We start from the raw sequence: 25,618 nt of genomic DNA, 5'->3' as shown, positions 1-25,618 counted from the left end.
GGCGAGGCGTGAACCGCCTCGAACTACGCCGCCCCGCACGGAATTGCGATGGCTGTCACACGTCGTCGACGACCAGTTCGCGCAGCCCGTGAGAGATGACTTTCACCTCGTCCATTTCCCCCATGGCCACCGCGATGACCAGGCGTTCCGCAGCATCGATGTCCGGACGAAAATCGATCCCGTTCATCGCGAGGAAGGTCACGCACGACAACCAGGCCGTCCGTTTGTTGCCGTCGAAGAACGGGCGATTGATCGCCAAGGACTGCAGGAGAGCGGCGGCCTTGTCGATCAGGTCCGGGTACGCCTCCTCGCCGAACATGGCTGCGGAGGGACGGTGCGCCGCCGATTCGAGGAGCCCGGCGTCGCGCACGACGACGTGCATGTCCGCACAGGCGTGTTCGGCGATGACGAGGATGTCCTCGGAGGTCAGGTAGACACAGGTCACTTGAGCCGCTCCATGAGCTCGCTCCACTTGGCCGCCTGCTCCTTGGCCGCCTTGCGGACGATGGCCTGCTGAGCGGTCCTGGCCAGGTAGTCATCCACGGCCTGCAGCAGTATGGCGTGCATGCTGGTCCCCTCCTGCTCCGCTCGCTGCTTGAGGGCCTCGGTCTGATCGTCACGAAGACGCAGGTTCATAGCCATACCAAAACGGTACCACCAAGTGGGGCCAGAGTGGTACCAGCTACCGCGTCCGCACCCGCGCCGCCACCCACGCCCCCACCAGCGCCACCCCCGCCATCGGCAGGAAGACCACCGCGAACGCCCCCGGATGAGACCCGGAGGCCCCCGCCTCCGCCGCCTCGTACACGGCCCCCATCGCACCGCCGCCGAGCGCGGCGAAGGCGGCTCCACCCGCGGCCAGCAGCAGGACGTTCGACAGCCCGTCGGAGATCTGGAGGGCGGCCGAGTTCGCCCCCGCCTCCTCCGGCGCCGACAGCTTCAGCAGCAGCACGCTCGTCGATGCCATCACCATGCCCATGCCGAAGCACCCGAAGGCCCACGCCACCGCCACGGTCCAGACCGGCACCCAGTCGATCAGCACGGACGGCGCGGCCGCGATCGCCGCGGCGACCAGCACCATGCCGCCCACCATCAGGCGCTCCCGGTACGGCTCAAGGCGCGGCCTGGACTGTACGTACGAACCGAGCGCCCAGGTCCCGCCCCCGGCCGCGAGCGAGAGCCCGGCCATCGTCGGGCTCAGCCCGCGCTGGGTCACCAGCATCAGCGGTACGAACGACTCGGCGGCGATGAACGACCCGGCCGCCACCCCGCGCAGCAGCACCACCGAGGGCAGCCCGCGCGCCGCCCGGCCCGTGCCCGGGGGCAGCAGTCCGCGCACGGCGGGGACGAGCAGGGCGACCCCCCCGACGGCCGGAAGCAGCGCGAACCAGTTCCGCTCCTGCCCCGCGTACTGGAGCAGCCCGGCCCCGACCGAGATCCCGAGCGCGAGCACGATGCGGCGCCGGTCGTACGGCTCGACGGGTGCCGCCGGATCGGCCGGCCCCGAGGCCCGTCGCCGGATCGCGGGCAGCGCGAGCGCCAGCGGGAACACCACCAGCACGGGAATGCCGATGAAGACCCACCGCCACCCCAGGTGCTCGGTCACACTCCCTGCGGCGAGCGGCCCGACGACGGACGGGATCACCCAGCTCGCGGCGAACGCGGCCATGATCGACGGCCGCAGACGCTCCGGGTAGGCCCGGCTGATCACCACGTACAACGCCACGATCACCAGCCCGCCGCCGAGCCCCTGGACGGCCCGCCCGGCGATGAACGTCCACATGCTGCCCGCCGTACCGGACAGCAGCAGCCCCACCCCGAACGCACTGATCCCGGTGGCCAGCGGCCCCAGCGGCCCGCGCCGGTCCGCCCACTGCCCGGAGAGGACCATGGCGAACAGGCTGGTGGTGAAGTACGCGGAGAACGCGAACGCGTAGAGCGGGATGCCGTGCAGCTCACGGGCGGCGACCGGCATCGCGGTCCCCACGGCGGTCGCCTCGAAGGCGATCAGGAACACGACGGAGACGATGCCGATGCTCAGCGCCCGATAGGTCCGCCCGAGCACCCCTTCGGATTCGGCGGGCGGGACCGGTATCGCCGCTTCGACGGCAGTGCCGGTATCGGTACCGGCGTCTCGTGGTTCCAGGGCACTCATGAGCCCAAGAGTAAGGGGCAAGATCTTATGTGGCCCCTGTCGCGAGACGGTCCGCCGCTCGTACGTTGGTCGTAGGACCGCGGAGCCGATCGTGAACGCGGTATGGCAGTCGCATTGCGGCCCGCCCCGCACCCTTGAGCAGCGTGGACACCCGGCCCTACGGTCGAACCACAACGAGGAACACACGGCCGTGTGCCCGAGTGGTTCAGGGGCTCGACTGCAACTCGAGTTACACCGGTTCGAATCCGGTCACGGCCTCCACGCAGTAAGCCCGCCCAGCACGCGTCATACGCCGCGCCGGGCGGGCCTCGGCATTTTCAGGAACACCCCTGGGCCCTGAGCGCGGACGGTGCGAAACCGTTGATGAATTCCTTCAGTGCTTTGCGGCGGTCGACGACGTCCTCGGGTACCGGCTTGGATTCGCCGAGTTCGACAAGGACGGCGTACTTCCGTGGGGAACCCTGATCTGCATCGGGTGCCCGCATACGAAAGGCGACCACCCCACGCGCGGCGCGGGCAGTCGCCTTCTCTCGTATGGTCCGGAGATCAGGAGGCGATCGTCGTCTCTTCCTTGAGCGCTTCCTTCACCATCTCCTGCAGGTGTGCCTCGTCCTCCTTGCTGAGCGAGGTCTGCACGAGCTGACCGCCGAACTTGACGATCTCGGGGATGACCTTGTCGCGGACGGACGTCTTGACGAGCACGAAGACGGCGGCGGCGCCGGGCCGGAGATTGGCGCTCAGCTCCTTCATGAAGTCGTCGTTGACGCCGGTGTCGACGGCGGACCCTCCGGCGGCGCCGGCCGCGGCGCCCACCGCTGCACCGAGGAACGGCACGAGGAAGAGCAGCCCGATGACGCTCCCCCACAGCGCGCCACCCGCGGCACCGTTACCCACGTGGTTGACGGCCTGATGGAGCTTGATCTTGCCGTCCTTCTCACGCCGTTCGACGACGACGACGTCCTCCAGCTCGACGAGGTGCTCGCGGTTCATGGACAGCAGCTTGTCCCGGACCCGGTCGGCGGTGGCGAGATCGTCGTAGGCGATGACGAACAGATTGCTCATGCGGCTGACTCCTCCGGTTGGTGCGTTACCGCACCAACCATAGAGGAACTGTTTGTAAATAAGACATTAGGTCCGAATGCATCGGCCCTCCAGCCGCTTCAGCGGTCCGTTCCGGCCCGCGTCTCTTCCCCCATACGCAACGCGATGGCATCACCTGCACCGTGAGGTGGTTCATCCGCCGCATGCACTCCAGCAGATGCAGCAGTTGTTCCTTCAACACCTCAGCGCCGCCGAGCGTCCGGCCCAGGATCGACTCCTCGATGACGAACCCGGCATACGGCGGCGGCGTGCGCATCAGCACCGCCTGCCGTTCCAGCCGAGCCTCGACGTGCCGGACGATCTCGTCCTCGGTGTACGCGGGTTTGCGTGCCCGGTACAGGGCGTACGCGTACGCCTCCGTCTGGAGCAGCCCCGGGATCAGCATCGTCTCGTACGCGCTGACGACCCGAGCCTTCCGCTCCAGCCGCGCCCAGCCCAGGAACTTCGCCGGGTACTTCTCCTCGTCGATCAGCTCGACGCACGCCTCCAGCGCACCACCCGCGTCAAAGACCCGGTCCGCGTCGGCCAGCAGTTCCAGCGTCGGAATACGCTCCGCCCGCTCGACCGCCCCCATCAGCGACTCCGAGATCAACAGCTTGTCCGCCGCGTCCTTCTGCGTGAGCCCGGCCCGTACCCGATGGATACGAAAGGGGAGTTCGTGGACGTGGAGCTGCTGTACGGGCTGGTGATGGCGCAGTTGGCGCCGGAGGAGGGGTGAGGCGGGCGCCCGGATGCACCATTGCACTGTGCCATGTCACATGGTTCACTCGCGGACAATGAGGCCGGCTCGGGAGGTGCCGGGTGTCCGCACGGTCGATCGAGGAGACCTTTGCCGCGCCGGCTGAACCCCTCTGTGCTCATGGCCTGACGGCCCGCCCCGCTGTCCCGTATCAGGATCGGACCCCACCATGACCATCACCGACATCCGCACCGTCGACTATCACGCCGGCGGTGAGCCGTTCCGGATCGTCACCGACGTGCCCGGGATCGCGGGCGACACCGTGGCGGACAAGCGTGTGAGCGCGATCTCCGATCCCGGGATCGACGGGCTGCGTGCCCTGCTGTGCTCCGAGCCCCGCGGCCACGCCGACATGTACGGCGGGTTCATTGTTCCGCCCGACGACGCGGGGGCCCATTTCGGTGTGCTCTTCTGGCACAAGGACGGTTTTTCGACCGCCTGCGGTCACGGCACCATCGCTCTTGGCGCGTGGGCGGTGCGTAGCGGCCGGGTTCCGATCGATCCCAGCGGGGTCACGGAGGTGGTGATCGACGTGCCCTCGGGGCGGGTCCGCGCCCATGTGGCCACCGACGGCGACCGGGTCGTCAGCGTCGACTTCGTCAGTGTTGCCAGCTACGTCCTGCACGACGAGGTGGCGGTTCCGACCTCGCGCGGGGAGGTCCGGTGCGGGATCAGCTTCGGCGGCGCGATTTATGCTCACGTCCCGGCCGCAGCGGTCGGCCTCGACGTGAGTGTGGCCTCGCTTGCCGCGCTGATCGAGCTGAGCCGCGAGATCAAGGGCTTCCTCAACCCCACCGCCTTCGCCGGGCACCCGCTCGACGACAGGCTGAGCGGCATCTACGGCGTCATCTATATCGACGACCAGGGAATCGGCCCGGACGGCAGCCTGCGGCAGCGCAATGTCACCGTGTTCGCCGACGGTGAGGTCGACCGTTCGCCCTGCGGGTCGGGCACCTGCTCGCGGGTTGCCGCGTTGCATTCCACCGGCCGGCTCAAGCCCGGCCAAGTGCTCGCGCACAGCTCGATCACCGAGGCGACCTGGCTTGCGCGGGTGCAAAGGACCACGCACGAGGCAGGCCGGGAGGCCGTGGTGCCGGTGGTCACCGGCCGGGCCTACCAGACCGGCGAGCACCGGTTCGTCGTCGACCCCGACGACGACATGGTGCCGGGTTTCGTGCTTCGTTGAGGGGGAGTCACAACGTCAGCGCTCTATGGCAGTTGGGCGCTGGAGTCGGCCGCAGACAGGCCGCATGTCCTCGGCATTCTCCGAGGGAGATACGGAATTCGCCTCGATGGCGGCAGCGCCCGGAGGCGGCACCGGAACCGATGCGGTCTCCGGGTCGCACCCGCAACCCGGAGACCGCCATCCGCACAGGGCTCAGGACTTGGGGGCTGCCACCGCCGCCTGGGGTCGGATCGGGAGGCGGTTGATCGGGCGGCCGGTGGCGGCTCGTACTGCTGCGGCCACTGCTGCGGGGGAGGTCACCACGGGGATCGCGGAAGCGGGCTTGGCTCCGAAGGGGGCGACCACGTCGCGTTCTTCGACGAGTTTGACAATGCGAATGTCCGGTGCGTCCAGGGAGGTCGGCAGCGCGTAGCCGGTGAGGTCGGGGTGGCGGATCAGGCCTCGGGCGCTGCGGAGGTTCTCGGTGAGGGCGGCGCCGATGCCCTGGGTGATGCCCGCCTCGATACGGGTCGCCAGCTGGGACGGGTTGAGGACCCGGCCGACGTCCTGGGCGACCGCCATCTCCACGACCCGTACGGAGCCGAGTTCGATGTCCACGTCCACCACCGCGCGGATCGCGCAGAAGGCGAGGCCGACGAAGGCATCGCCCTGGCCCGACTCGTCCAGGGGCTCGGTCGGGTGGGGCCGGCACTGGGCGGTGGCCCAGAGTTCCTTGCCGTGCATCTCTTCCGCGACCGTCGTGGACAGCACCCCGTCGTACGAGGTGATCTTGCCGCCGGAGATCTGCAGCAGCTCAGTGGACATGCCGAACTTGTGGGCCAGGGGCTGGAGAAGCTGTGTGCGGACCATCTTGGCGGCGCGTTCCACCGCTCCTGCCGAGACCCAGGTGTGGCGGCCGTGCGTCGCCGGGCCCGCCGGGGGCTGGTCGGTGTCGACGGACGCTACGTGCACCTCTTCGATGCCCAGGGTCTCCTGAACCACCTGACGGGCGAGGGTCGAGAAACCCTGGCCCGTCTCGACCGCGGCGCAGATGACCGTCGCGATGCCGTCATGGACCCTGACCGTGGCCGTGGAGACCTCGTCGGCGCCCTCCGCCCCGAGCATGTGGACCATGCCCAGCGCATAGCCGACCCCTCGGCGCACCGCACCGGGCTCGCCCGCGCCCTCCGGGCCGCCGGGGAGCAGCCAGTCGTCCTCCGGGGCGTCCTTGGGGAGAGCCGGGAGGGGGAAGTCCCTTACGGATTGCAGTAGTTCGGCTACCGGCGCCGGGCAGGTCACCGTCTGGCCGGTGGGGAGGATGTCGCCGGTGGACAGCGCATTGCGCAGGCGCAGCTCGGCCGGGTCGATGCCCAGCTTGGCGGCCAGCTTGTCCATCTGGCCCTCGTACGCCGCGCAGACCTGCATCGCGCCCTCGCCGCGTACATGGCCCGACGGCGGGTTGTTCGTACGGACCGCCCAGCCCTCGATGAAGGCGTGCGGAACGACGTAAGGACCGCAGGCGAAGGCCACCGCTGCGGCGAGGGACTCCGACGAGGCGTCGGCGTACGCGCCCGCGTCGAGCAGGATCTGTGCCTCGACCTTCACCAGCCGGCCCTCGGCGTCAGCGTGGTGGCGGTAGCGGAGCAGCGTCGGGTGGCGGTGGGCGTGGCCGAGGAAGGACTCCTCGCGGGTGGCGGCCAGTTTGACCGGGCAGCCGGTGCGCAGGGCGAGCAGCCCGAGTGGGAGCTGGAAGCCGGGGTCCTCGCGGTCGCCGGTCGCGCCGGGGACGCCGGTGACGACGAGCTTCACCCGGTCCGGTTCGAGGCCGAAGCAGGCGGCGGCGAGATCGCGGTCGGTGTGCGGGTCGGTTGAGGCGGTGTAGATCTCCACGCCGCCATCGGGGCGGGGCACGGCGAGTCCGGCCTCGGCACCGATCGGGGCCGGGTCCTGACGGCCGATGCGGTACAGGCCCTCGACGACGACCTCGCCGGTGGCATCCGGGTCGCCGTAGCACAGCGGGATGTGGCGGATCAGATTGCCGTCGGGGTGGAGCGGTTCGGCGGCGAAGGCCTTCTCCGGGTCGGTGACCGGTTCGAGGACCTCGTACTCGACGGCAATGGCCGCGGCGGCGAGGCGGGCCGTGTCGGGGTGGTCGGCGGCGACTGCGGCGATCGGCTCGCCGTGGTGGCGCACCAGGTCGGAGGCGAAGACCGGGCGGTCGACGACCCTGCGCCCGTACACACCCTCCCCGGGTACGTCCTCGTGCGTGACGACGGCCCGTACGCCCGGCATCTCGACGGCGGCCGAGGTGTCGATGGACAGGATGCGGGCGTGCGGGTGTGGGGAGCGAAGGACGGCCGCCCACAGCAGGCCCTCGGCCCAGAGGTCGGCGGCGTACGGGAAGGTGCCCTCGGTCTTGGCACGCGCGTCGGCGGGCGGGAGGGAGACGCCGAGGCCGAGTGCGGGCGGCTCGGTGTCGGGGCCTTCGACCGGCGGGGTGGTGATCCGTGTGCTGGTCGCGTTGGCAGCGGTGGCTGCGTCGTTGCTCACGCCATGCCTCCGTCCTGCAGGTGCGGCTGAACACTACCCGCACCGGGGGCCGCCTGGTGCGGGATGCGGGCCTCGTCGGACTCCGGGGACGAGGAGTCCGACGAGGCGGGATCGGTGCTCGCCTCGCGGCCCGCGATGACCTCGTTCACGGCGTCGAGGACGCCCCGGTAGCCGGAGCAGCGGCAGAGGTTGCCGCAGAGCGCCTGACGCGTCTCCAGTTCGCTGGGGGCGTGGTTGCCCTCCAGCAGGTCGTGGACGGTCATGGCCATGCCGGGGATGCAGAAGCCGCACTGGACGGCACCGCACTTGGCGAGGGCGCGCTGGACGTCCGACGGCTCGCCGTCCACGGCCAGGCCCTCGACCGTTCGGACCTCGCTGCCGGCCGCGGTCGCCGCGGGGACCAGGCATGAGGCGACCAGACGGCCGTCCACCTGGACGTTGCAGGCACCGCACTCGCCCTGCGAGCAGCCGTCCTTGGCACCGGCGAGGCCGAGGCGCTCGCGGAGCACGTAGAGGAGCGACTCGCCGATCCAGGCGTCGGTGACGGGGCGGTCGGCGCCGTTCACATGCAGGACGTAGGAGGCGGCGGGGTGCTCGCTGGGCAGCGGTGAGGCTTCGGGCGCGGCGTCCAGTGGTGGTGCGTCCGGGACCGTGTCCGGCTCGGAGCCGGGTGCCGATTCGGCCGGCGGCTCTGCCGGGTGGTGCTCGGGCGTGGCCTCCACCGGGTGCTCGGCCGGGGTGTCGGCCACCGGGGCGGTGTCGGGGGTCGGGGCGGTGTCGGCCGCCGGGACGGTGTCAGGCGTCGGGGCGGTGTCAGGGGTCGGGACCTGTGCGAGGTCCACCCCGAGAGCGGGCGTGTCTCCGGCAGCGGGCACGGGCATGTCGTCGGCAGCCGTCCTCGGTGCTGCCTCCGGGGCCTGGAGGGTGCTGTCTTCGTACGCGGGCGGCTCCACCACGGGCGCGGAATCGGCTCCCGGCGCGTGCTCCGGCTCGACGTCCGCTCCGGGTGCCGGCTGCTCCACCGCGGGCTCGGGATCGGGCTCCGCGACCGGCTGCTGTGTCGCCCACGGTGCGGGCGCACCGCCCGGCAGCGTGGCCGGCGGGGTGCGGTCCGCGTACCACTGGGAGGCCAGAGCCGACGCCGCGAACTCGCCGGACTCCTCGGGGAGGTCACCGTCGGCGACCGGAATCGTCCACTGCCCGGTGTGGCCGGCGGGGTCGGCATGCCCACTGTGCCCGGCCTGACCGCTGTGGTCGACCGAAGCGGCGTGACCGGCCTGACCACTGTGGTCGGCCGAAGCGGCGTGACCGGCCTGACCACTGTGGTCGACCGAAGCGGCGTGACCGGCCTGACCACTGTGGTCGGCCAAAGCGGCGTGACCGGCCTGACCACTGTGGTCGGCCAAAGCGGCGTGACCGGCCTGACCACTGTGGTCCGCGTAACCGCCGAACTCGGCGAACTGGGTGGACTCGGCGGACTCGGTGAAGTTCCACTGGCCCGTCGCGGCCGGCGTCTCCTGGTACTGCTCCTGCTGCGGGTACTCGTACCCGTACTGCGGCTGCTGCTGGTTCGGGTCCGGCCAGTGCACCGCGTCGGATGCCGGCTGCTCCGCTCCCGTACCCCGCTCCTGCTGGCTCTGCGTCTGCATGACCCAGCTGCCCGTGGCCGCCGGGTCGAGCCCGGCCGCGGGGGTCAGCGGCAGGATCATCGGCGGTACGTAGCCATGGCCGGGCGCGGCCAGCGGGATGTCCGCCAGGTCCTCCGGCGGCAGGTGGACGAAAGCCGTCGCCTCGGCGTCGTACTCGCCGCCCTGCGGCGTCGGCTGCCAGCCCCCGTGCTGCGGCTGCTCCCGCTGCCCGTACTGATCGTTGTGGTCCTCGTTGCTCACGACAGTGCCCTCCCCAGCGCTCGTCGGGCCAGCGCGGCGACGGTTCGCCGCAGATGCAGTACGGCGGGGGGCAGCGGTGGCGCCTCTCCCCCGTCGGCGGGCGGTGCCTCGTCCGGGATGCAGGCCGCGGCGACGTACTCGCCGAACGCGGCCAGCGCATCGGGTGCCAGGCCCCGTTCGCCGTCCCAGTCGATCAGTGAGGCGATCCAGCGCTCGGCCTCCAGCGGCCGCAGCGGCATCGGCGCGATGGCACCGACCGCGCAGCGCACTCCGCGCCGGGCCGGGTCGAGGACGATCGCGACGGATGCCGTGGCGCGGCCGGGACCGGTGCGGCCGGTGGCCTTCAGGAAGACCTGGGGGGCGTGCAGCAGCGGTACCCGGACGAAGCCGATCAGTTCGGCGGGTTCGAGCATGTCGCGGCCGGCCAGCAGGTGCGAGACCGGGATCTCGCGGCGGGCGCCGCCGGGGCCCGCGATGACGAGCTCGGCCTCCAGCGCGGCGAGCACCGGCAGGGCGTCACCGGTCGGGGCGGCGGTGGCGATGTTGCCGCCGAGTGTTCCGGCGTTACGGATCTGGGGCGGGCCCGCGGCGCGCGCGGACGCGGCCAGGGCGGGGATGAGAGCGGCGAAGTCGGGCCGCCCCATGCGTGCGTGGGTGAGTCCGGCGCCGAGCAGGGCGTGGCCGTCCTGGTAGTGCCAGCCGCGGAGCTCGCTGATCCGGCCGAGGCCGACCAGCCCTGAGGGGCGCAGCAGCCCCTTGTTGACGGCCGACATCAGGTCTGTACCGCCTGCTACAGGAACGGCGGCGGGCATGGCGCCCAGCGCCGCCACGGCCTCGTCGAGCGAGGCCGGCAGCGTCACGGACTGCGTCGCCTGCGGTGCGTGCGTGGTCAACCCAGCTGCCCCTTCCCGGTGTCCCGGCTGTCCGGCTTGTTTCGCCGTACGGTACGTGCTCAAAGCCTGGACGTGGCAACTCTGGCACATCTTCCGACCGGCCCGACGCGAGGGTCCGCGAAGGGCGTATCCGTCCCCGACCAGGGGGATGGTCCCGATTCACCCCGCTTCGACGCGGAGTGCGAATTGCCACTCTTCGGCGAGCCTTGTACGGCTTGTTCCGTTCCGGCTGTTCCGGTCCGGCGGGGGTGCATTCCGGTCCGGCGGTGACGCGTTCCGGTCCGACTGTGGCTGCTTCCGGCTGCTCCGTGCCTACGGGACGCGTTCCGGTATTCCGTTCCGGCTGCGATGCGTTACGGGGAACGGCCGCCGGCCGTCACGCTCCCGGGGAGGGTGACGGCCGGAGCCGGAGCGCGACCGGTATCACACGTTCGGGGGCGGTCCCTCAAGGGGGCGCCCGAGGACGCCAGGGCGCTGCTGCCGGGGCAACGGGCCGCTCGGCGGCCGGTAGTCGACTCCGAGCGCGTCAAGTCGGGCGTAGTGCGTGGTCATTCGGCGTTCGAAGTCGGTGAAGTCCCGTTCGACGGAGGCGGGCAGGGGCGACCAGGCGACCTCCGCGAACGCCACGAGGCGCGGGAAGACCTGGTAGTCGACGCGGGCCCGGTTCTGCATGACCTCGGTCCAGACATTGGCCTGGGTGCCGAGGATGTGACGGGCCGCCTCCTCGGAAAGGCCCGGAGGTACGGGTTCGAAGCGGTAGACGTCCTCCAGAGTGCGGATGAAGCCGATGGGCATCGGCTCGTCGGTGCCGCCGTCCTGACGGTGGTCCAGGTACACGTGCTGCTCCGGGCACATCACCACGTCGTGGCCGGCCTCGGCGGCGGCGATGCCTCCTCCGTAACCCCGCCAGGACGACACGGCGGCGCCCGCCGGGAGGCCGCCTTCGAGGATTTCGTCCCAGCCGATGAGCCGGCGTCCGCGTGCGGTGAGCCAGGTGTCGAAGTGCCGGATGACCCAGGACTGCAGCTCGTCCTCGTTGGCCAGGCCGAACTCCTTGATCCGGGCCTGGGCGGCCGGGGACTCCTTCCACTGGTCCTTGAGGCACTCGTCGCCGCCGATGTGGATGAACGGCGAGGTGGCGGCGGGGAAAAGACCGAGGACCTCTTCGAGGACTCCCTCGAAGAAGCGCAGGGTGTTGTCAGTGGGGGCGAGTACGTTCGGGTTGATGCCCCAGGTGTCCCAGACGGAGAGGGTGGTGGTGTCGATGACGTCGGTGTTGCCCAGTTCGGGGTACGCGGCGATGGCGGCCTGCGAGTGGCCCGGGATGTCGATCTCGGGGACGACGCGGATATGCCGCTCGGCGGCGTACGCGACGATCTCGCGGATGTCGTCCTGCGTGTAGTAGCCGCCGTGCGGGGTCTCGTCCCACAGTTCGGAGGCCCGGTGGCCGTGCTTGGTACGGGACCGCCAGGAGCCGACCTCGGTGAGCCGGGGGTAGCGCTTGATCTCGATGCGCCAGCCCTGGTCGTCGGTGAGGTGGAAGTGAAAGACGTTCAGCTTGTGCGCGGCAAGGAGGTCGAGGTAGCGCAGGACGTCGTCCTTGGGCAGGAAGTGCCGGGCCACGTCGAGCATCATGCCGCGCCAGGGGAAGCGGGGGCTGTCCTCGATGTCCGCGAAGGGGACGGCCGGCCGGCTGCCGGGGCTGATGGGAGCGCGCCGGAAGGCTTCGTTCCCCAGAAGCTGTCGGAGGGTCTGGGCGCCCCAGAAGACCCCGGCGGGGCTGCCGCCAGTGATCTCGACGCCGAAGGGCCCTACGCCCAGCTGGTAGCCCTCGGGCTCCAGGGCCGGGTCGATGCGCAGCCGGATGGTGTTGTCCCTGCCCTCGGCGCCCGGGGCGAGCGGCAGGCCGAAGGCGGCGCCGAGGGTGGAGCGCAGCCAGCGTTCGGTGTTCTCGGTGCCGGGGGCCGCCGTGATGGTGGTGGAGGGGTTCAGCGGGAAGGCGCCCCGCCCCTCGTCACCAACTGCACCGACGTGCACGGGTGCCGGGATCAGTTCCATGTCCATGGCGTCAGTCCTTTACCGCTCCGCCCAGTCCCGAGACCAGACGTTGCTGTACGAGTACGAAGAAGACCAGTACGGGAATGGTCATCACCGTCGAGGCTGCCATGATCCCTCCCCAGTCGTTCTCGTCGGGTTTGAAGAAAACCGGCAGCGCCATCGGGAGCGTCGACTGGGATGTGTCGCTGATGATGAACGACTTCGCGAACAGGAAGTCGTTCCAGTCGAGATGAGCGAGAAGACGCTGGTCGCCACCAGACCGGGAAAGACCAGCGGGAAGAGGATCTGCCACAGGGAGCGGGTGCGGCCGGCACCGTCGATCGATGCAGAGCCGCAGCCTCGGCGGCCCGCCGGCCGGCCCGGCCGGCGGATGCGCAGCAGGTTCCGTGCGCTCACAGTTCCTCCCCCTGGCGCCGCACCAAGCGCAGATGGACGAGCGTGACGGCCAGCAGGATCACCAGCATCACGACGCCGATCGCCGAGCCGAGGCTGTACTGCGAGGACGCGAACGCCTTCTGGGACGCGTACACGTTGAGCACCGGGTTCTGGCCGGCGATGCCGCCGCCGTTGGTCATGACTTGAAGTGCTCTCCCGTCCGAAGCCGGGAGATTCCCTCCTACCTTGCGGTGGTGGGCTTGACGCGTTTTCGCGCCTGACGACTGCTTCTTCCAGCAGCCGGGATCACCACGAGGCCGATCCGGTACAGGTGCAAGACGTTCCGAGATGCGTTGTGGTCGGCATTTCCTGACCATCCCCAGTCGGGGTTCTTGCATACGAACGTGGCCTGGTCTTCCCTGCTTCCCGGCGTGATGAAACCGCATGCCGAGCATCGTCGGAAGGTGAAAAGCCCCCGGGGCGCGCATCAACGCGCGCCCCGGGGGCCCGAAGCAATGGTGGCCGAACGGTGCCGGACTACTCCTTGTCCTTGCCGCCCTTGCCCTTGTCGCCACCGGCACCCATGGACTCGTAGATCTCCTTGCACATGGGACAGACCGGATACTTCTTCGGGTCGCGGCCCGGTACCCAGACCTTGCCGCACAGTGCGACCACGGGCGTGCCCTCCAGGGCACTCGCCATGATCTTGTCCTTCTGGACGTAATGGGCGTAGCGCTCGTGGTCGCCGTCGCCGTTCGACACCTGCGGCGTCGGCTCTACGAGGGTGCCCGTACCTGCCCCGCGCTCGGGCTCAAGAGTGCTCATGGACCCCAAGGGTACTGAAGGCCGGGACCATCAGTTCAGCGAAGGGTCGTCCGGATAGGTGGCGATCATCGCCAGTTCGCTGCGCTGGCGGCGCAGGACCGCTCGCCAGAGGTGTTCGGGGCGCGGGGAGGAGACGTCTCCGGGCTCGGACTCGACGACGTACCAGGCCCCCTCGCCGAGTTCCGTCTCCAGCTGTCCGGGGCCCCAGCCGGCGTACCCGGCGAAGATCCGCAACGAGCCGCTCGCCGCGGCCAGCAGCTCCGGTGGGGCCTCCAGGTCCACCAGGCCGATCGCCCCGTACACCCGGCGCCAGCCGAGCGGGCCCTCGTCGCCGGGGATGACAGCCACACCGAGCGCCGAGTCGAGCGAGACCGGGCCGCCCTGGAACACGACGTCGGGCTCACCGGTCAGGCCGGCCCAGGACGTGAGGATGTCGCCGACGCCGACCGGGGTCGGGCGGTTCAGGACCACGCCGAGTGAGCCCTCCTCGTCGTGGTCGAGGAGCAGCACCACCGCGCGGTCGAAATTCGGGTCCGCGAGCGCGGGTGTGGCCACGAGCAGTCGCCCTGTGAGCGAGGACACCTCGGTCATGGCAGAAATGATCCCGCATCTTCGCTCTCCGCGGGGACCAAGCGGGCCGCCCGGTCACCGAGGGGGGACCGCACGCAGCTCAGGGCGCACGGATGCACGCGGAGCGCACCGCCCGGAGGGCGTTGCGGACGGTAACCCTCCGCAAGAGTCGGGGAGCAGAGCGTGTTGTGGCGAATTCATGACGTTCGCACACCCCCCGCTCTCTTACGGAAGGGGGGCTGTGGGCCATTACCCTTTCGTTTGGCCCCCTGCCCGACCACTCCGGAACGCGAGATTCATGACCGGCACAGACGATGTCCTGCTTGTCCACGGCGGAACCCCGCTGGAGGGCGAGATCCGCGTCAGAGGCGCCAAGAACCTGGTGCCGAAGGCAATGGTCGCCGCGCTGCTCGGCAGCGGACCCAGCCGGCTGCGCAATGTGCCCGACATCCGCGACGTGCGGGTGGTGCGGGGGCTGCTGCAGTTGCACGGTGTGACGGTCCGGCCGGGTGACGAACCGGGCGAGCTGATCCTGGACCCGACCCATGTCGAGAGCGCCAACGTCGCCGACATCGATGCCCACGCGGGCTCGTCGCGCATCCCGATCCTCTTCTGCGGCCCGCTGCTGCACCGGCTGGGCCATGCGTTCATCCCCGGGCTCGGCGGCTGTGACATCGGCGGCCGGCCGATCGACTTCCACTTCGACGTGCTGCGGCAGTTCGGCGCGACCATCGAGAAGCGGGCGGACGGCCAGTATCTGGAGGCCCCGCAGCGGCTGCGCGGCACGAAGATCCGGCTGCCGTACCCGTCGGTGGGCTCCACCGAGCAGGTGCTGCTGACGGCCGTGCTCGCCGAGGGCGTCACCGAGCTGTCCAACGCGGCCGTGGAGCCGGAGATCGAGGACCTCATCTGCGTACTGCAGAAGATGGGCGCGATCATCTCGATGGACACCGACCGGACGATCCGGATCACCGGTGTCGACCGGCTGGACGGTTATACGCACCGGGCGATCCCGGACCGTCTGGAGGCGGCCTCCTGGGCGTCCGCGGCGCTGGCCACCGAGGGCAACATCTACGTGCGGGGCGCACAGCAGCGCTCGATGATGACGTTCCTGAACACCTTCCGCCGGGTCGGCGGGGCGTTCGAGATCGACGACGAGGGCATCCGCTTCTGGCACCCGGGCGGCGCGTTGAACGCCATCGCCCTGGAGACGGACGTGCACCCCGGCTTCCAGACCGACTGGCAGCAGCCGCTGGTCGTGGCCCTGACGCAGGCCTCGGGCCTGTCCATCGTCCACGAGACGGTGTACGAGTCCCGGCTCGGCTTCACCTCCGCGCTCAACCAGATGGGCGCGCACATCCAGCTCTACCGCGAGTGCCTGGGCGGCTCCGACTGCCGCTTCGGGCAGCGCAACTTCCTGCACTCCGCGGTCGTGTCCGGGCCGACGAAGCTGCAGGGCGCGGATCTGGTCATCCCGGACCTGCGCGGCGGTTTCTCGTACCTGATCGCCGCGCTGGCGGCGCAGGGCACGTCGCGGGTGCACGGCATCGACCTGATCAACCGCGGCTACGAGAACTTCATGGAGAAGCTGGAGAAGCTCGGCGCGAAGGTGGAGCTGCCGGGCGGGGCGCTGGTCTGAGGCGGGGCGCCTGACGGCTGCTGACGGGGGTTCGGGGCGCTGCCCCGGGCCCCCGTTCTTCGTTTACGGAAGGGGCCGGGTCCGCACCCCTGGTCCGCGATGGCGGCAGAAGCCCAGAACGGGCCCTCTCGGGCCGGTACACCGAAGGGCGGTCACCCTTGGTCGGGTGACCGCCCTTCGTCGCGCCTGTGGGGCTTACTTGCCCTTGGCGGCTTCCTTGAGCTTGGAGCCCGCGGAGACCTTCACGCTGTAGCCGGCCGGGATGTTGATCGGGTCGCCGGTCTGCGGGTTACGAGCGGTGCGAGCGGCACGGTGGGTGCGCTCGAAGGTCAGGAAGCCGGGGATGGTGACCTTCTCGTCGCCCTTGGCGACGATCTCACCGACGGTCTCGGCGAGCGCGGCCAGCACGGCGTCGGCGTCCTTGCGAGTCACCTCGGCGCGGTCGGCCAGGGCGGCCACCAGCTCACTGCGGTTCATGTTGTTACTCCCGTGTTCTTCTTGCCTGTGAGGCGTGAGATCGAAGCCGATGCTGCCAGGGCCCTCGGACAGTCCCCGGACCCGGGTCTGTCGTCAGACCCTCGCGCCCGATTACGCATCCTGCCCCCACCTGCGGCGGGAAAGCCAATCCGGCACCCTCCGGAGTCACACGAAAAGCACCACTGCCTCATCGTGGTGACGTTCCGTCGACTCCCCGAAAGCGGTCCGCAGCGGATGCGGGGCTCTGCGGGACGCGCCGCCCGCCCACCCTAAAGGGGCGTTTGTGGCGCCGCGACCCGCGACGCGCCGTACGTCGGGCCAACGTGGGGGGCACCGCGGCCGTGGGCGGCGCCGTCAGGGGCCGTGGCGGGTTCTGTGAGGGGGATGGTTCAGTCGAGGTCGCCCGAGCCCGTCACAGCGCCGCCCCCCGCCTTCGCGGCGTCCCGGACGGCACCGGCGACCGCTCCCGCGACCCTGTCGTTGAAGACCGACGGGATGATGTAGTTCGCGTTCACCTCGTCCTCGGCGACGACATCGGCGAGGGCGCGCGCCGCGGCGAGCATCATCTCCGTGTTGACGGTGCGGGACTGGGCGTCCAGCAGACCGCGGAAGACACCCGGAAAGACCAGCACGTTGTTGATCTGGTTCGGGAAGTCGGAGCGGCCGGTGGCGACAACCGCCGCCGTCTGGCGGGCGATTGCCGGGTCGACCTCGGGGTCCGGGTTCGCGAGCGCGAACACGATCGCATCGTCGGCCATGGCGGCGACATCGGCGCCGTCCAGCACGTTCGGAGCGGAGACGCCGATGAAGACGTCGGCGCCCACGACGGCCTGCTTGAGAGTGCCGGTGACGGATTCGGGATTGGTGTTGTCGGCGATCCAGCGCAGCGGCGAGTCGGCGTCGGCGGAGACCAGGTCCTCGCGGCCCGCGTGCACCACGCCGTGGATGTCGGCGACGACGGCGTGCTTGACGCCCGCGGCGATGAGGAGCTTCAGGATGGCCGTACCGGCCGCTCCGGCGCCGGACATGACGACCCGTACGTCCCCGATTCCCTTGCCCACCACGCGCAGTGCGTTGGTCAGCGCGGCCAGGACCACGATCGCGGTGCCGTGCTGGTCGTCGTGGAAGACGGGGATGTCCAGGGCCTCGCGCAGCCGTGCCTCGATCTCGAAGCAGCGGGGTGCGGAGATGTCCTCCAGGTTGATGCCCGCGAAGCCGGGGGCGATCGCCTTGACGATCTCGACGATGGCGTCGGTGTCCTGGGTGTCCAGGCAGATCGGCCAGGCGTCGATTCCGGCGAACCGCTTGAAGAGGGCCGCCTTGCCCTCCATCACCGGGAGGGCGGCCATCGGGCCGATGTTGCCGAGGCCGAGCACGGCGGAGCCGTCCGTCACAACTGCGACGGAGTTGCGCTTGATGGTGAGGCGGCGGGCGTCCTCGGGGTTCTCGGCGATCGCCATACACACCCGGGCCACACCCGGGGTGTAGATCATCGAGAGGTCGTCACGGTTGCGGATGGGGTGCTTGGACGCCATCTCGATCTTGCCGCCGAGGTGCATCAGGAACGTACGGTCGGAGACCTTGCCGAGCACGACGCCCTCGATGCCGCGCAGGTTTTCGACGATCTCGTCGGCGTGCGAGGTGGAAGTAGCGGCGATGGTGACGTCGATCCGCAGCTTCTCGTGGCCGGAGGCGGTCACATCGAGGCCGGTGACCGAACCGCCGGAGGACTCCACGGCCGTGGTCAGCTGGGAGACCGCTGTGCCGCTCGCGGGCACCTCCAGCCTGACCGTCATCGAGTACGAGACGCTGGGCGCCGTTGCCATGGCCGAGTCCTTCGCTTTCCTTAGCTTCATTGCCGCGCGGCCGGGGCGCTCGCCCCGGACACGCCTCCCGATCGTCGCACCTACTGGCTGGTAGCCGGTAATGACTGCCACGTTTCGGAAAGTATTTTCCACCATACGAGAGATAACTGCTTCGATGGAACCCCCCACCGCTCCCCGCCGGGGCCGGAAGCCGCCAAGCCCGTGAAGAAGCCGTCAGGTCCGCAAACAGCAACAGACCCGCGCCACCGGAAGGTGACGCGGGTCTGTCTTCTTGTTCGAGCGGCACCGACCCGCCATGCTCGCCTCGCGGCAAGTGGTCGCTCGAAGCGACGAAGGTTGGGCCCGGGGGCTTGGATCGAGCCGGTGCCGACACCAGGCTAACAAAGACCCCGCAGAAGTGATTCCCGCAGGACAGGCCGGTTCATGAATCTGCCCCGACGGCGGTGCCTTTGCTCCTTGCCTCAGTCCCTCAGGAGGTCCGGGACGCCGTCCTCGTCGGGCAGATCCCGCTCCCCCGAGACCACCGTGAGCTGCTGCGTCGCACGCGTCAACGCCACGTACAGCACCCGCAGACCGGCCGGGGACTCGTCCGCGATCTCCGCGGGCGAGACGACCACCGTGGCGTCGTACTCCAGGCCCTTCGCCTCCAGGCTGCCCAGCGCCACCACCCGCTCGCCGAGCTCGGCGAGCCAGTTGCGCGCCTGCGCCCTGCGGTGCATCGCGACGACCACACCCACCGTGCCGTCCACCTCGGCCAGCAGCCGCCGCGCCTCCTCGCGCACCGATGCGGCCAGATCGCCGTCCCGTACGGTCTCGAAGCGCGGCTTCACACCCGTGGAACGGACCGCGGCCGGTGACTCCATTCCGGGCATCGCGAGCGCCAGCACCTTCGAGGCCAGCTCGGCGATCTCCGCCGGGTTGCGGTAGTTGACCGTGAGGGTGAAGCGGCGCCGCGGCCGGTTGCCGAGTGCCTCGTCGCGCGACCGGGCCGCCTCGTCCGGATCGGACCAGGAGGACTGTGCCGGGTCTCCGACGATCGTCCAGGTGGCGTGCCGGCCACGGCGGCCGACCATGCGCCACTGCATGGGCGTGAGGTCCTGCGCCTCGTCGACGATGACATGCGCGTACTCCGTACGCTCCGCGGCCAGCCGCTCGGCCCGCTCGCGCTGGGTCTCCTCGCGCTGCGGCATCAGCTCCTCCAGACCGGTGAGCTGGTCCAGCGGGTCGAATTCGCGCTTCTTCTTCGGCCGGTGCGGGGTGCCGAGCAGCGTCTGCAGCTCGTCGAGGATCGCCACGTCGTGTACGGAGAGCGGCCCGTTCCCTTCGCTGTCGAGCCTCTTCAGGGAGCGGGCGAAGCGGCGCACCTCGCCCTGGTTGAGGACCCGGCGCGCCCAGCGGCCGAGCCGCTTCTCGTCGGCCATCGCGGCGAGCACCCCGCGTGGGGTGAGCTCGGGCCACCAGGCGTTCAGGAAGTCGAGGAAGGGCGTCTCGGTGGAGACGTCCTCGTCGAAGGAGGAGCGCAGTTCGGCGGCCAGCTCGGGGTCGGTGTAGCGGCCCCGGCCCGAGGACTTGTTCCACAGGGCGTCCAGGAGCAGTCTGCGGGCGCGCGGGCGCAGCAGGTTGACCGGGGCGGTGCCACCGAGGACGGACTGCCGGATGCGGTGCAGTTCGTCGGCGTTCAGCTCGACACGGGCGCCGAACGCGACGACCCGCAGCCGGGTCGGGGTGGCCGGGGCCTCGTCGGCTCCGTCACCGAAGGACAGCTGGCCGTCCCGGTCCTCCGTCCTGCGGGGGGTGCCGGGCTGTTCCAGTGCGCCGCGTGCCGCCTTGCGCAGCACCTGGAGCATCCGGGAGGAGCCCTTGATCCGGGCGACGGCGGGTTCGTCGTACGTGGTGGCACCCTCGACGCCGGCCGCCTCGTCGGAGAGCGAACCGACCGCGCGGATCGCGACCTGTCCCTCCTCGCCCAGCGAGGGCAGCACGCCTTCGGTGTACGCGACGAGGAGCGGGGTCGGCGAGACGACGAGGATGCCGCCCGCGTAACGCCGCCGGTCCTGGTAGAGGAGGTACGCGGCGCGGTGCAGGGCGACGGCGGTCTTGCCGGTGCCGGGGCCGCCGGACACCTCGGTGACGGAGGCGGCGGGGGCCCGGATCACCAGGTCCTGTTCGGCCTGGATGGAGGAGACGATGTCCCGCATGGTGTGGCTGCGGGCCTGGCCGAGCGCCGCCATCAGGGCGCCGTCGCCGATGACGGGAAGCTTGTCGCCGCCCAGGTAGGCGGTCAGCTCGGGGCGCATCAGGTCGTCCTCGACCCCGAGGACCTTGCGGCCCTTGGAGCGGATGACCCGGCGGCGTACCACCCTGCCCGGTTCCTTCGGCGTCGACCGGTAGAACGGTGCGGCGGCCGGTGCGCGCCAGTCGATGACCAGCGGCGCGTAGTCGGAGTCGAGGACCCCGATCCGGCCGATGTGCAGCGTCTCCGCGATATCGGCGCAGTTGTCCTCGCGTACGGCGTCGTCGGCCGGTTCGACGGAGGTGTACGCGCCGTCCGGGCCCCGTTCGCCGTCCTTGCCGAGCAGCAGATCGATCCTTCCGAAGAGGAAGTCCTCGAACTCGCTGTTCAGCCGGTTGAGGTGGATTCCGGCCCGGAACACCTGGGCGTCGCGCTCGGCGAGCGCTCCGGGGGTACCGACCTGGCCGCGCTTGACGGCGTCACTCATGAGAAATTCCGCCTCGTGGATCTTCTCTTCGAGGCGGTGATAAACACGGTCGAGATGTTCCTGCTCGACACCGATTTCCCGGTCCCGCATCGAATCGACAGCGGCATCCTGCGCGGCCACCGAGGCCCCCTTCTGACGTGCATTGGGCAGCCGTCAACCCTATGCGAAGCGGGGGCCGCCGCGCACCTGCCGCGCGTATCGAAATGACACGGCGGGATCTCGATCAGGCGTCGACCTCCACCAGCCGCTTGCCGTCGAACGTACGCACCTCGAAATGGTCGATGTCGCCGCGGTCCATCGCCGCGCCACCGTGGACATAGAGCGGGTACTTCGAGGCCGGGTGCGGGGAGTCCTTGATGCCGTATCCCCACTTCGGTACGGACCAGGAGGTAACGACCTCCTCCTCACCGGTCTTCGACACGGCGATCAGGCTGCATTTCTCCGGACCCGTGACGTTCTTGAGCTCCAGCACGGTGTGAGTGCCCCATGCCTTCTTCTCCATGCCGATGGTGGCGTCGACCTCGGTGGTGGGGTCGGTGGCCCGCACCTTCTCCGTCATGTGGTGGAAGAAGGCGTCCTCGGCGGGGCTGGTGGGGTGCGGGTCGGCCGCCTGCGCCGAGGTACCGTCGTTGCCGGTCGCCAGGACCGCGACCGCCGGACCGCCGATGATCAGCGCGGCTGCCGCCGCGACCAGATACCTGGAGCGGCGCCTGCGTCCGGCCCGTTTGACCGCGACCTCGTCCACCAGCCGGTCGAGCATGCGGGGAGCGGGCGGCTGCGGGACGTGTGGGACGGGGCGGGCGCCCGGTACGGCGGCCGGGGACTCGGAGAGCAACGCGAGCACGGGTTCCAGGCCGGCGAACTCGTCGAGATGGGCGGCGCACAGATCGCAGTCGGCCAGGTGCGCCTCGAAGGCGGATGCCTCGGCATCGTCCAGAATGCCGAGGAGATACGCACCGGCGGCGTCGTGCCCGGGCCCTTCGGCGGCTCCGCGCGAGGCTGTGTGGCCACCGGGGCTGCGGGGGCCGCTGGGGCTGCCGGGGTTTCGGGGGCCGGAGGGACCGGTCGGCCGAAGCCCGAAAGGCTCCCACTCGTGGTCGCTCATGCCGTGATCCCCCTTTCTTCGAGAGCGAGCTTCATCGAACGCAGTGCGTAGAAGACCCGGGACCGCACCGTCCCGCTGGGGATGCCCAGCACATCAGCCGCCTCATTGACCGTACGGCCCCTGAAATAGGTCTCGACCAATGCTTCCCGGTGCGCAGGGGTCAAATCGTCGAGCGCGTCCGAGAGCGTCATCAGCCACAGCGCCTTGTCCATCTCGTCCTCCGCGGGAACGACCTCCAGCGGCGACGGATCGACCTCGTGCGGCCGGGACCGCCGGCTGCGGTGGCCATCGATGACGATGCGCCGGGCGACCGTCACCAGCCAGGGGCGGACGGAGCCGGTGGCCCGGTCGAGCCGGCCGGCGTTCTTCCAGGCACGGATGAGCGTTTCCTGCACCACGTCCTCGGCGCGCTGTCGGTCGCCGGCGACGAGGCGGAGCACATACGCGAGCAGAGGTCCGGCGTGTTCGCGGTAGAGCGCCCGCATCAACTCCTCGTCGGGGGCATCGGAGGGGGACGGAGGCGGCTCACTGCGATGTCGAGCCCTGTGCGGACGGTCATCGGCCACGGCCGCATCCTTGCGCACCCGAACCTCCCGGTCGAGACCCTGTTGAGCTCCTTGACCATGAACACGAAGGGGGGCCGCGATCCATTCAATCCGCTTTCAAGATTCTTTTACGGCGCTCCCGCGTCCGTGTCCGTGATCGCCACGGCCGCCGCCCGGCGCCGGTGCCGGGCCACCCGCTCCCGGTTCCCGCACACCTCGCTGGAGCACCAGCGGCGCCGGCGGCCGCGCGAGGTGTCCAGGTAGAGGCGGCGGCAGTTGCCGGCCTCGCAGCGGCGCAGGCCGGCCCGAGCCACGGGGTCGGTCAGGAGTTCCACGACGTCGCGGGCCACGGCGGCCAGCAGTGCCCCGCATTCGGGATCGGCGCTCAGCGTCCGTACCAGCGTGCCGCTTCCTCCGCGTACGGCCCGCAGTCCCGGTGGTGCGGTCGCGGCGAGCGCGTTGACCCGTTCCAGAGCGCTCTCCGCTCTGCGGCCGCCGAGTTCGGCGGTCAGCAGGCGGTCGACGCCGGTCCTCAACTGCCGGAAGCGCACCACCCAGGTGTCGTCCACCGCGCCGAGGTGGGTGCCACTCGGTACGAGTCCGGCGGCCACCAGCCAGTCGGCGAGCCGCTCGGCGCCGTCGAGCAGTTCGCATGCGCCGGAGGTGCCGATTCCTGTGGCCACCAGGTCCAGGCAGGGGCGGCCGGAGTCGAACCGCCAGTCGTACGAGCCTTTGCCCGCCGCCATGTGCATGTCACCGCCTCGGGGTCTCCGGTGGAGGTCTCCCCCAGAGTGCCCCTCGGGCGGCAGACCCGGAACCCCTGCTGCCACGCGGGTCGGTGCACGCGAGCCCGTACGGTGTCCTGATGGACGACGATCTCCGCACCGCCACCCTTGCGGCCGGCCCGCTCCTGCTCCGGCCGTGGCTGCCCGACGACATGCCGGCCGTGATCGAGGCGTACCGCGATCCTGCGATGCGCGCCATGCTGCGCATGCTGGTCACGGACGAGGCGGAGGCTCAGCACTGGCTGCGGGTGCAGCAGGAGGGCCGGGAATCCGGCAGCCGCTTCAGTTTCGCGGTGGTCGATCGCGATCGCGCCGACGAACTGGTCGGCAATGTGGCGCTCAAGTGCCCCGCACCGGGCTCCGTCAGCGCGGAGGTCGGCTACTGGACGACGGCGCGGGCGCGCGGCCGCGGAATCGCGCCGCGGGCGCTCGGGGCGCTCACCGACTGGGCGTTCGAAGCGTTCGCCGGGGACGGGCTCGTCCGGCTGGACCTGCTGCATCAGGTGAACAACGAGGCGTCCTGCCGGGTTGCCGAGAAGAGCGGATACGGCTTCGCAGAGGTTCTTCCGGCACGGCCGCCGTGGCCGCTGGACGGACACCGGCATGCGCGGTTGCGTTCCGGGGACGTCCGGTAGCCGTTCCTCCCGCATTTCCGGCGGCCTCGGCTTTCACGCCCCCGCGGCGAAATGAGGCCCGTCCGGGGCCGTCACCCCTATCAACCCCGTCCGGGCCGTCACCCCATCAACGGCCCATCGTGCAGGATCCGCTGGAACAGCCGGTGGTCGCGCCACTCACCGTTGATGTGCAGATAGCGCGGAGCCATCCCGTACTGCTCGAAGCCGCACTTGGCGAGCACCCGCTGCGACGCCACGTTGTCCAGCACCGTCCCTGCCTCGACCCGGTGCAGGCGCAGCTCGTCCCTGGCCAACTCGCAGATCCGCTCGACGGCGGCCGTGGCCAGCCCGCGACCCGCGTACTCGACGTCGACCCAGTAACCGAGAACCCCGCTGCGGAACGGCCCGAGCACAATGCCGTTGAGGTTGAACCCGCCCACCACGCGGTCCTGTTCATCGGCGAGCACCCACGGCATCACGCGCCCCGCGTCGCGGTCCGCCAGCATTCCGGCCAGCCGCTCCCGCTGCCCCTGCTCGGTGTAGAAGGCGTCGGGCCGTACCGGCTCCCAGGGCTGCATGTACGTGCGACTGCGGGTCAGCGCCACGGCGAGGGAAGGGGCGTCGGCCGGGGTGACGGGACGGAGTCGCACCTCCGCGTCGAGCCGGTGGATGTCGTCGATCATCCCTTCACGCTATCCCGGCCTCCTCACGCCGCCTCCGCCGAGGCCGGCCCTGCCAGCCGGTCGAAGGTGCGGATCAGCTCCGCCCGTCTCTTCTCCTTGTATTCCGGCGCGGGTTCAAGACCGTCGATGGTCCGCTCCCACACGTCCATGAAGGTCTTCTTCCAGCCCTCGACCACCGCCGCACCGGGCACCGCCGCACCGACGTGGCGCTGCTCGGCGATCAGGCACAGCAGCTCGATGTTGCACGGCACTGCGACGCCCCAGTATTCGTCGGGCTCCAGGCCCACCGGGTCACCTGCCATCGCCTCCTCGATCTCCGAGAGGAGTCGCCCGGTGATGCCCGACAGGTGATCCGCCGCCGTGTCGCTGTCGAAATTCCCACTGCCCCAGGTACCCACAGGCCCCCTCCGCTCACCGTTCTGTGCCTGCGACTGTTCTAGTGCTGTGACCGGGATGGTTCACCGTGATCGGAAGGCGGCTCGCGGGACGAGCGCACGCGAAACGGCTGGTATTACTGGGGCATGCAAGAAGAGACCGCACGCTCCGCGATCGACACGTTCATCTCTGCGTTCAACGCCTCGGACGACAGCTATGTGACTGCCCTGCTCTCCCAGGCCCTGACCTCAGACGTGGTCTTCTGGGGGCCGTTGGGCCGCAGCGAAGGAATCGCGGCGGTCGAGCGGTTCGTGCTGGACATCCGGCGCCACCCAGCGGGGACCGGCACGATGGTGCGCTGCTCAGCGGTGGACATGCCTGACGAGTGGGCCCGGTACAAGTGGGTCTTCACCACGCCGGATGGAGGCCCCCGCCTGGCGGGAACGGACGTCGTCCATCTGCGGCGGAGCCTCATCGACCAGGTCATCGTCTTTGCGGGGGAGATCGAGGCGTCCGCCTCCTGAGTCAT

Annotated in this window: 24 protein-coding genes, 1 tRNA gene and 3 pseudogenes; 5 read left to right on the top strand and 23 right to left on the bottom strand. The window is 70.3% G+C overall.

Going from position 1 to position 25,618, the window contains the following annotated elements; translation table 11 throughout:
* Positions 1-55: 55 nt before the first annotated feature.
* The 3 genes from ACIPEK_RS00275 to ACIPEK_RS00265 are packed head-to-tail and all read right to left on the bottom strand — an operon-like array spanning position 56 to position 2,155.
* A complete protein-coding gene (locus tag ACIPEK_RS00275; RefSeq protein ID WP_401989408.1) occupies positions 56-445 on the bottom strand; it encodes a type II toxin-antitoxin system death-on-curing family toxin in 390 nt (129 codons plus the stop codon).
* Positions 442-642 (bottom strand): ribbon-helix-helix protein, CopG family, encoded by a 201-nt coding sequence (locus tag ACIPEK_RS00270; protein ID WP_401989407.1) that lies wholly within the window; start codon positions 640-642, stop codon positions 442-444. Before ACIPEK_RS00270 ends, ACIPEK_RS00275 begins: the two co-directional genes overlap by 4 nt.
* 40 nt (positions 643-682) lie before the next feature.
* Positions 683-2,155 carry an MFS transporter gene (locus tag ACIPEK_RS00265; RefSeq protein ID WP_401989406.1) on the bottom strand — a complete coding sequence of 491 codons (1,473 nt, stop codon included), beginning with the start codon at positions 2,153-2,155 and terminating at the stop codon, positions 683-685.
* A 186-nt stretch (positions 2,156-2,341) separates the two neighbouring features.
* On the opposite strand from ACIPEK_RS00265, the gene ACIPEK_RS00260 reads away from it, so the two are divergent.
* A tRNA-Cys gene (locus tag ACIPEK_RS00260) sits at positions 2,342-2,416 on the top strand.
* 56 nt (positions 2,417-2,472) lie between these two features.
* Here ACIPEK_RS00260 and ACIPEK_RS00255 read toward each other — a convergent pair.
* From ACIPEK_RS00255 to ACIPEK_RS00245, 3 genes are all read right to left on the bottom strand, one after another.
* Positions 2,473-2,640 carry a hypothetical protein gene (locus ACIPEK_RS00255; protein ID WP_401989405.1) on the bottom strand — a complete coding sequence of 56 codons (168 nt, stop codon included), beginning with the start codon at positions 2,638-2,640 and terminating at the stop codon, positions 2,473-2,475.
* A 61-nt stretch (positions 2,641-2,701) separates the two neighbouring features.
* Positions 2,702-3,217 carry a DUF1269 domain-containing protein gene (locus ACIPEK_RS00250; RefSeq protein ID WP_401989404.1) on the bottom strand — a complete coding sequence of 172 codons (516 nt, stop codon included), beginning with the start codon at positions 3,215-3,217 and terminating at the stop codon, positions 2,702-2,704.
* A gap of 25 nt (positions 3,218-3,242) precedes the next feature.
* A complete protein-coding gene (locus tag ACIPEK_RS00245; RefSeq protein WP_401989403.1) occupies positions 3,243-4,001 on the bottom strand; it encodes a Scr1 family TA system antitoxin-like transcriptional regulator in 759 nt (252 codons plus the stop codon).
* A gap of 163 nt (positions 4,002-4,164) precedes the next feature.
* Here ACIPEK_RS00245 and ACIPEK_RS00240 point away from each other — a divergent pair, with 163 nt between their 5' ends.
* Positions 4,165-5,181 carry a proline racemase family protein gene (locus ACIPEK_RS00240; RefSeq protein ID WP_351202036.1) on the top strand — a complete coding sequence of 339 codons (1,017 nt, stop codon included), beginning with the start codon at positions 4,165-4,167 and terminating at the stop codon, positions 5,179-5,181.
* Positions 5,182-5,373: 192 nt separating this feature from the next.
* On the opposite strand, the gene ACIPEK_RS00235 is transcribed toward ACIPEK_RS00240, so the two are convergent.
* From ACIPEK_RS00235 to ACIPEK_RS00195, 9 genes and pseudogenes are all read right to left on the bottom strand, one after another.
* Entirely contained in the window at positions 5,374-7,710 is a 2,337-nt protein-coding gene (locus tag ACIPEK_RS00235; RefSeq protein WP_401989402.1) for a xanthine dehydrogenase family protein molybdopterin-binding subunit, read from the bottom strand.
* Positions 7,707-9,599, bottom strand: a complete 1,893-nt coding sequence (locus tag ACIPEK_RS00230) for a 2Fe-2S iron-sulfur cluster-binding protein (protein ID WP_401989401.1) — start codon at positions 9,597-9,599, stop codon at positions 7,707-7,709. The genes ACIPEK_RS00235 and ACIPEK_RS00230 overlap by 4 nt, the downstream gene beginning before the upstream one ends.
* Positions 9,596-10,492, bottom strand: a complete 897-nt coding sequence (locus ACIPEK_RS00225) for an FAD binding domain-containing protein (protein WP_383071809.1) — start codon at positions 10,490-10,492, stop codon at positions 9,596-9,598. Before ACIPEK_RS00225 ends, ACIPEK_RS00230 begins: the two co-directional genes overlap by 4 nt.
* 423 nt (positions 10,493-10,915) lie before the next feature.
* Positions 10,916-12,556, bottom strand: a complete 1,641-nt coding sequence (locus ACIPEK_RS00220) for a beta-N-acetylhexosaminidase (protein WP_401989400.1) — start codon at positions 12,554-12,556, stop codon at positions 10,916-10,918.
* A 4-nt stretch (positions 12,557-12,560) separates the two neighbouring features.
* Positions 12,561-12,880, bottom strand: a pseudogene (locus ACIPEK_RS00215) (ABC transporter permease subunit); the annotation flags it as partial.
* 62 nt (positions 12,881-12,942) lie between these two features.
* Positions 12,943-13,134: pseudogene (locus ACIPEK_RS00210) on the bottom strand (sugar ABC transporter permease); the annotation flags it as partial.
* A 32-nt stretch (positions 13,135-13,166) separates the two neighbouring features.
* Positions 13,167-13,391 (bottom strand): annotated as a pseudogene (locus tag ACIPEK_RS00205) (zinc ribbon domain-containing protein); the annotation flags it as partial.
* Between the two features lie 71 nt (positions 13,392-13,462).
* On the bottom strand, positions 13,463-13,750 hold the full coding sequence (locus ACIPEK_RS00200) for a DUF3039 domain-containing protein (RefSeq protein ID WP_351261437.1): 288 nt from the start codon (positions 13,748-13,750) through the stop codon (positions 13,463-13,465).
* A gap of 30 nt (positions 13,751-13,780) precedes the next feature.
* Positions 13,781-14,341, bottom strand: coding sequence for a YqgE/AlgH family protein (locus ACIPEK_RS00195; protein ID WP_401989399.1), 561 nt, complete (start codon positions 14,339-14,341; stop codon positions 13,781-13,783).
* 277 nt (positions 14,342-14,618) lie between these two features.
* On the opposite strand from ACIPEK_RS00195, the gene murA reads away from it, so the two are divergent.
* On the top strand, positions 14,619-15,959 hold the full coding sequence (gene murA / locus ACIPEK_RS00190) for a UDP-N-acetylglucosamine 1-carboxyvinyltransferase (RefSeq protein WP_093900252.1): 1,341 nt from the start codon (positions 14,619-14,621) through the stop codon (positions 15,957-15,959).
* A 195-nt stretch (positions 15,960-16,154) separates the two neighbouring features.
* On the opposite strand, the gene ACIPEK_RS00185 is transcribed toward murA, so the two are convergent.
* From ACIPEK_RS00185 to ACIPEK_RS00160, 6 genes are all read right to left on the bottom strand, one after another.
* Positions 16,155-16,436, bottom strand: a complete 282-nt coding sequence (locus ACIPEK_RS00185; RefSeq protein ID WP_003968811.1) for an HU family DNA-binding protein — start codon at positions 16,434-16,436, stop codon at positions 16,155-16,157.
* Positions 16,437-16,825: 389 nt separating this feature from the next.
* Positions 16,826-18,262 (bottom strand): NAD-dependent malic enzyme, encoded by a 1,437-nt coding sequence (locus ACIPEK_RS00180; RefSeq protein WP_401989398.1) that lies wholly within the window; start codon positions 18,260-18,262, stop codon positions 16,826-16,828.
* A gap of 461 nt (positions 18,263-18,723) precedes the next feature.
* Entirely contained in the window at positions 18,724-21,102 is a 2,379-nt protein-coding gene (locus tag ACIPEK_RS00175) for a HelD family protein (RefSeq protein WP_401989397.1), read from the bottom strand.
* A 103-nt stretch (positions 21,103-21,205) separates the two neighbouring features.
* Positions 21,206-22,087 (bottom strand): anti-sigma factor family protein, encoded by an 882-nt coding sequence (locus tag ACIPEK_RS00170; protein WP_401989396.1) that lies wholly within the window; start codon positions 22,085-22,087, stop codon positions 21,206-21,208.
* On the bottom strand, positions 22,084-22,671 hold the full coding sequence (locus ACIPEK_RS00165; protein WP_401989395.1) for a sigma-70 family RNA polymerase sigma factor: 588 nt from the start codon (positions 22,669-22,671) through the stop codon (positions 22,084-22,086). The genes ACIPEK_RS00170 and ACIPEK_RS00165 overlap by 4 nt, the downstream gene beginning before the upstream one ends.
* An 89-nt stretch (positions 22,672-22,760) precedes the next feature.
* Positions 22,761-23,378 (bottom strand): CGNR zinc finger domain-containing protein, encoded by a 618-nt coding sequence (locus tag ACIPEK_RS00160; RefSeq protein ID WP_401989394.1) that lies wholly within the window; start codon positions 23,376-23,378, stop codon positions 22,761-22,763.
* Positions 23,379-23,497: 119 nt separating this feature from the next.
* Between ACIPEK_RS00160 and ACIPEK_RS00155 the strand changes: the two genes are divergently transcribed.
* Positions 23,498-24,052 carry a GNAT family N-acetyltransferase gene (locus tag ACIPEK_RS00155; protein WP_401989393.1) on the top strand — a complete coding sequence of 185 codons (555 nt, stop codon included), beginning with the start codon at positions 23,498-23,500 and terminating at the stop codon, positions 24,050-24,052.
* 98 nt (positions 24,053-24,150) lie between these two features.
* On the opposite strand, the gene ACIPEK_RS00150 is transcribed toward ACIPEK_RS00155, so the two are convergent.
* Together ACIPEK_RS00150 and ACIPEK_RS00145 are read right to left on the bottom strand one after the other, a co-directional pair.
* Positions 24,151-24,714 (bottom strand): GNAT family N-acetyltransferase, encoded by a 564-nt coding sequence (locus ACIPEK_RS00150; RefSeq protein WP_401989392.1) that lies wholly within the window; start codon positions 24,712-24,714, stop codon positions 24,151-24,153.
* 23 nt (positions 24,715-24,737) lie between these two features.
* Entirely contained in the window at positions 24,738-25,112 is a 375-nt protein-coding gene (locus tag ACIPEK_RS00145; protein ID WP_401989391.1) for a DUF4259 domain-containing protein, read from the bottom strand.
* A 123-nt stretch (positions 25,113-25,235) separates the two neighbouring features.
* Here ACIPEK_RS00145 and ACIPEK_RS00140 point away from each other — a divergent pair, with 123 nt between their 5' ends.
* Positions 25,236-25,613 (top strand): nuclear transport factor 2 family protein, encoded by a 378-nt coding sequence (locus tag ACIPEK_RS00140; protein ID WP_238576850.1) that lies wholly within the window; start codon positions 25,236-25,238, stop codon positions 25,611-25,613.
* The last annotated feature ends 5 nt before the right edge of the window (positions 25,614-25,618 follow it).

The sequence above is a fragment of the Streptomyces sp. NPDC088246 genome (assembly GCF_044741025.1).
Lineage (GTDB): Bacteria > Actinomycetota > Actinomycetes > Streptomycetales > Streptomycetaceae > Streptomyces.
This window is presented reverse-complemented; position numbering and strand designations above follow the sequence as displayed.